Below are 3,197 nucleotides of genomic sequence, written 5' to 3'. Positions count from 1 at the left end.
GCGGCCCGCGCACTCGGAAGGCCCGCCACCCTCGCGCTCCGCGGCGGGGATTACCGCATCCTCGATCCGGTCGCCTTCGATGCGCGCGACAGCGGCCTGCACATCGTGGCGGTTCCGGGCGAGCGGCCGGTGCTGCATGGCGGCCCCGCGCTCGGGGACTGGCAGGAGGAGCCGGGCGGGGTCTGGTCGGCGCCTCTCGATCCCGGCCCGGGCCGCGCGGTCCTCGGCCTCTTTCTCGACGGGAAGCGGCAGATCCCCGCGCGCTTTCCGAACCTGCCGCCCGGCGCCACCCCCCGCGACGGCTGGCTCTTCGCCGACCGTCCCCTGCCGGAGATGGAGCTGAACCACCAGATCCGCATCCGGCCCGCCGACCTGCCCGCCTTCGCCCGTCCCGAGGGCCTCTCCGTCCATGTCGTGGGCGGCCTCGTGCCGGGGATGCAATGGGGCAGCGACATCCTGCCCGTCCTGTCGGTCGATCCCCGCAACCGGATCCTCGACACCGGCGGCACCGGCTATTTCTTCACCGGCGAGGGCAGCCGCTATTTCCTCGAAGGCGGGCGCGGGCTTCTCGATGCGCCGGGCGAATGGTGGCACGACGCGGCGGCGGCGCGCCTCCTCTACCGGCCGCCCGGGACGGATCCGGCCCGGCACAGGCTCGGCGCGGCCACCCTCGCCACCTTCCTCGAGATCTCGGGCGCGCAGGATCTGCAGGTCACGGGTCTCGAGTTCCGCGACGCGGCGATCCTGGGCACAGGCAAGTTCGGCACCGACATGCGCAGCCATGGCGCGATCCGGCTCGCCCGCGCGGATCGCGCCCGGATCAGCGGCAACCGGTTCGAGAACGTGGGCGTGGCGATCCATGTCACCGAAAGCCGCAACGTGCTCCTTTCGGGCAATGACATCGCCCATGCGGCCGGCAACGGCATCTATGTCGGCACCAGCTGGGGCTCGTTCGGCCGCTCGGACGGGGTGAGGATCGCCGGCAACCGCATCCGCGACGTGGGCGAGGTCTTCTTCGAAAGCGCAGGCATCTGGCTGCAGGCCAGCGACGGCTTCCGCATCGAGGGCAACCTGATCGCGGGCGCGGCGCAGTTCGGCATCAGCGCGGGCTCGCTCTGGGGGGCCGAGGATGCCAGCCACGACGGGCTCATCCGCGGCAACATCCTGCGCGACACCAACCGGCAGACCGCCGACGGCGGCGCGATCAAGCTGATGGGCGCGCAGATGGACCGCCAGCGGATCGCCGTCGAGGGCAATCTCGTCACCGGCACCGATGCGCTGATGAACCGCCCGGACGGCAGCTTCTGGCCGCCGCGCCACGAGGATCCGGCGGACTGGCCCGGCCCGATCAGCTGGGCCATCTATCTCGACGAGCGGGCGAGCGGCAACCGCATCGCGGGCAACCTGCTCATCGGCAACGTGACCGGCATCGGCATCAACGGCGGCTGGGCGAACGAGGTGCGCGGCAACGTGATCCGCGACGGCACGGCCAGCGCCTTCCGCATCGACGATGCGACCGGCCGCGCCTGGCACCCCGACTGGGCCGCGCCGAACCGGATCGAGGACAATACGGTGGTGGCCGACCGGCCCGAGACGCCGATGGCCCATGTCCATGCCCCCGCGCATGGCGCAGCCTTCGTGCAGATCGGCCCGAACCGCCTGCTGACCGGGACCCGCGCTGCGGCCCCGGCCGAGCCCACGCCTCCCCTCCCCCCGGGCCTCGCAGACCCCGGCGACTGCCCCCCCGGCTGAGGCCCTCCACAGCGTTCGCTCCCGCACCCTGCCCGAGCTGCCGACTCCGGGCGGCTGCCGGCCCCGCGCCGCAGGCCGGTGATCCTCGTCGGCTCGGGAGGCGACAGCGAAAGCCCTTGCGGCAGACGTTCCGCCGCGCCCCTCGGGAACGGCCCCGCCCTAGTCCGCCGGAGGGCGCGGCCGCAGCAGCCGCAGGAACAGCATCGCGGCCATGGGCCCGAGCAGCGCCACGGCAAAGAGCCGGATCGTCTGCAGCGTCATCACGAAAGCCACATCCGCCTCGGCCCCGATGGCGATGATCGCGATGGAATCGATGCTGCCCGGCACGGTCGCGAGCAGCGCGCTCAAGGGATCCACATCCGCGATCCAGGACAGAAGCAGCCCCGAGCCCGCGCAGAAGAGGATCAGCAGAAGGCTCGCCGCCGCCAGCGCCGGCAGGGCGCGGAGGCCGGTGCGCATCAGGTCGGGCGTGAAGCGCAGCCCGATCTGCAGCCCGAGCCCGAGGAAGGCCGCCGCCACCAGCCAGCCCGGCATGGCGATATTCCCCCCCGCCACGCTCAGCCCCGCGGCGAACGTCAGCGGCACGAGCGAGGCACCCGCCGGAAGGGCGGGCAGCCAGCGCGCCGCGGCAACGCCCAGAGCCGTGATCCCGGCCGCCCTCAGGGTCGAGAGAAGGCCCGGCGCGGCCGTGCCGCTCAGCGGATGGGCGCCCGTCCCCGCCAGCAGCATCGCCACCCCCACCATCGACGAGATCACCATCATCAGCCGCAGGATCTGGATGAAGGCCACCATCCGGCTGTCGAGCCCGCGCTCGTGCGAGATGGCGATGACGGTGCCGGCCATGCCGGGCAGGAAGCCCCAGATCGCCACCTCGCGATCGATGCCGGTCCAGGCCGCGGCGATGAGCCCGGTGGCGCAGGCGGCAAGGAAGGTCAGCACGACGAAGATGCCCAGAACCGGCCCGAGCTCGACCGCGCGGGCAAGGATCCCCGGATCGATGTGAAGCGCGATCAGGCAGCCCGCGATGCCCTGCGCCGCCTGATAGGCAGGCCGCGGCATCCGCACCCGCGCCCCCCGCAGGCCGAAGACCGCGCCGAGGATCAAGGGCCCCACCATCAGCCCCGCCGGCAGGCCCAGAGCCTGCAGCCCCTGCCCCGCGGCAAGGCCCCCTGGGGCCAGAACCGCCCATTGCAGCCAGGCCGGCCAGGCGGCGATCCGCATCATGCTTTCTGTCTCATGTCCCGTTCCCGCAGGCGCGCACCCGCGCCGGACAGGGTCCGGCAGGCCCGTCTTAAGCCGAGCCCCCGGCAGAGGAAAGGAGAAGCCGCCGCTTCCGGCCGTTCTCAGCGCAGGTCGGGATGCAGGTCGTAGCGGCTGCCGCGCGGCCGCGCGATCCGGTCGAACTCCCGCGCGAGGCGCCCCAGCCCCGCCCGCAGCGCAGGCCC

The 3,197-nt window shown here is 73.1% G+C and carries 2 protein-coding genes; one reads left to right on the top strand and one right to left on the bottom strand.

Going from position 1 to position 3,197, the window contains the following annotated elements:
* On the top strand, positions 1 to 1,752 hold a 1,752-nt coding region (locus A9O63_RS00410), incomplete at its 5' end, for a right-handed parallel beta-helix repeat-containing protein (RefSeq protein ID WP_069330149.1).
* Between the two features lie 159 nt (positions 1,753 to 1,911).
* Here the strand turns inward: A9O63_RS00410 and A9O63_RS00405 are convergent.
* Positions 1,912 to 2,976, bottom strand: coding sequence for an AbrB family transcriptional regulator (locus A9O63_RS00405; RefSeq protein WP_069330148.1), 1,065 nt, complete (start codon positions 2,974 to 2,976; stop codon positions 1,912 to 1,914).
* Positions 2,977 to 3,197 lie beyond the last annotated feature (221 nt).

The organism is Cereibacter johrii (genome assembly GCF_001720585.1).
GTDB lineage: Bacteria > Pseudomonadota > Alphaproteobacteria > Rhodobacterales > Rhodobacteraceae > Cereibacter_A > Cereibacter_A johrii.
The sequence above is the reverse complement of the archived record's forward strand: the minus strand, read 5'-3'. Positions and strand labels throughout refer to the sequence as shown.

What these genes read in the sequence shown, in the direction of transcription:
- A9O63_RS00405 (WP_069330148.1), bottom strand. Translation starts at nt 2,976, where the DNA reads ATGATGCGGATCGCCGCCTGGCCGGCCTGGCTGCAATGGGCGGTTCTG.